Source organism: Pseudomonas sp. WC1, assembly GCF_050586565.1.
Lineage (GTDB): Bacteria > Pseudomonadota > Gammaproteobacteria > Pseudomonadales > Pseudomonadaceae > Aquipseudomonas.
In genome coordinates, this window is sequence record NZ_JBOBDQ010000115.1 from 1 (window position 1) to 2,775 (window position 2,775).

The 2,775-nt window shown below is 61.4% G+C and carries 1 protein-coding gene; it reads left to right on the forward strand.

Going from position 1 to position 2,775, the window contains the following annotated elements; genetic code table 11:
* Positions 1 to 2,775 (forward strand): immunoglobulin-like domain-containing protein (locus tag ACQ4OD_RS26260; protein WP_430945211.1); only part of this gene is annotated, 2,775 nt, incomplete at both ends.

The window sequence follows — 2,775 nt, forward strand, 5'->3', positions numbered from 1 at the left end:
GCCCAGGGCGACGACGTCTTCAAAGACGGCGATACCCTGACTGTCGGCATCACCGATGCTGCCGTCGATGGCAAGTACTTCGAGAACCTGGAACTGGGCGGCAACGCCTCGGTGCAGATCACCGACACCATCAGTGAAGTGGTCGCGACCCTCACCGCCGACAAGACTACCGTCACCGAAGGTGGCCAGATCACCTACACCGTGACGCTGACCAATGCCCAGGGCCTGGCGGTCACCGGCCATAACGGCCTGACCTTCACCCTGACCGATGGCACCAAAGTCACCGTTCCGGCCGGCAGCGCCAGCGGGACCTTCACCATCACCGCCCCGAGCGACGTATTCGTCGGCGGCCAGCCCTCGATCGTGAACAAGCTCGAAGGTGTCAGCGGCGCGGACAACTTCGAGAAGCTGACGCTCGGCAAGGAGACACTCACCACTACCGTCACTGATGATCCGGATACCGGCAACAAGGTATCTGTCACCATCGTCAGCAACGGCGATGTCACCGAAGACCTGCAGCCGTCCTTTACCGTCAAGGTCAACCAGAAGCTGGACCAGGATCTCACCGTCACCCTGAGCAATGGTGCCAAGGTGGTGATTCCGGCTGGCCAGACCCAGGTCGAGTACAAGGCGGATGCCCAGGGCGATGACGTCTTCAAGGATGGCAGTTCGCTAACCGTCGGCATCACTGATGCAGTCGTTGATGGCAAGACCTTCGAGAACCTGCAGCTGGGTGGCGATGCCACCGTGCAGATCACCGATACCGTCAGCGAAGTCGTCGCGACCCTGACCGCCGACAAGACCACCGTCACCGAAGGCGGCCAGATCACCTACACCGTGACCCTGACCAATGCCCAGGGCCTGTCGGTCACCGGCCACAACGGCCTGACCTTCACCCTGACCGATGGCACCAAGGTCACCATTCCGGCCGGCAGCACCAGCGGTACCTTCACCATCACCGCACCGGATGACGTGTTCGTCGGTGGCCAACCGAGCATCGTCAACAAGATCGAATCGGTTGCCGGTGGCGACAACTTCGAGAAGCTGACCCTCGGCGACAACTCGGTCACCACCACCGTGACTGACGAGCCAGGTACCGGCACTCCAGGCACCGACAACCAGGGCGACAAGGTCACCGTCACAATCGTCGGCAAGGGCGATGTCACCGAAGACCAGCAGCCGACCTTCACCGTCAAGGTCAGCCAGAAGCTCGACCACGACCTGAGCGTAACCCTGTCGAACGGCGACAAAGTCGTCATCCCAGCCGGTCAGACCGAAACCGAGTACAAAGCCAAAGCCCAGGGTGACGACGTCTTCAAAGACGGCGATACCCTGACTGTCGGCATCGCCGATGCCGCTGTCGATGGCAAGGCCTTCGAGAACCTGGAGCTGGGTGGCAACGCCTCGGTACAGATCACCGACACCATCAGCGAAGTCGTCGCAACCCTGACCGCCGACAAGACCACCGTCACCGAAGGTGGCCAGATCACTTACACCGTGACCCTGACCAATGCCCAGGGTCTGCCAGTCAACGGCCACAATGGCCTGACCTTCACTTTGACCGATGGCACCAAGGTCACTATTCCTGCGGGTAGTGCCAGCGGCACCTTCACCATCACCGCACCGGATGACGTGTTCGTCGGCGGTCAGCCTTCGATCGTCAACAAGCTCGAAAGCGTCAGCGGCGCGGATAGCTTCGAGAAGCTCACGCTCGGCAAGGACACCCTCACCACGACCGTGACCGATGAGCCAGGTACTGGCACGCCCGGCACTGGCAACGAAGGCGACAAGGTTTCCGTGACCATAGTTGGCAACGGCGCAGTCACCGAAGATCAGCAGCCGTCGTTCACCGTCAAGGTCAGCCAGAAACTCGGTCAGGACCTGACCGTAACCCTGAGCAACGGCGATAAAGTGGTGATCCCTGCGGGTCAAACCCAGGTTGAGTACAAGGCTACTGCCCAAGGCGATGACGTCTTCAAGGATGGCGACACCCTCACCGTCGGCATTTCCGATGCGTCGGTCACCGGCAAGACCTTCGAGAACCTCGAGCTCGGCGGCAACGCCAGCGTTGAGATCAACGACACCGTCAGCGAAGTGGTCGCAACCCTGACCGCCGACAAGACTACCGTCAGCGAAGGCGGCCCAATCACCTACACCGTCACCCTGACCAACGCCCAGGGCCTGTCGGTCACCGGCCACAACGGCCTGACCTTCACCCTGACCGACGGCACCAAGGTCACCGTGCCAGCGGGCAGCGCCACCGGCACCATCACCATCAATGCGCCGGACGACGTATTCGTCGGCGGTCAGCCGACCATCACCAACAAACTGGAAGGCGTGACTGGTGCCGACAACTTCGAAAAACTGACCCTGGGTCAGGACGAAGTGAAAACCTCCGTCACCGACGAGCCAGGCACCGGCACTCCGGGCACCGGCAACGAAGGTGACAAAGTCTCCGTCACCATCGTCGGCAACGGCGCGGTCACCGAAGACCAGCAGCCAAGCTTCACCGTCAAGGTCAGCCAGAAACTCGGTCAGGACCTGACCGTAACCCTGAGCAACGGCGATAAAGTCGTGATCCCAGCGGGTCAAACCCAGGTTGAGTACAAGGCGACCGCCCAAGGCGATGACGTCTTCAAGGATGGCGACACCCTGACCGTAGGGATTTCCGACGCCTCGGTCACCGGCAAGACCTTCGAGAACCTCGAGCTCGGCGGCAACGCCAGCGTTCAGATCAACGACACCATCAGCGAAGTCGTAGCGACCCTGACCGCC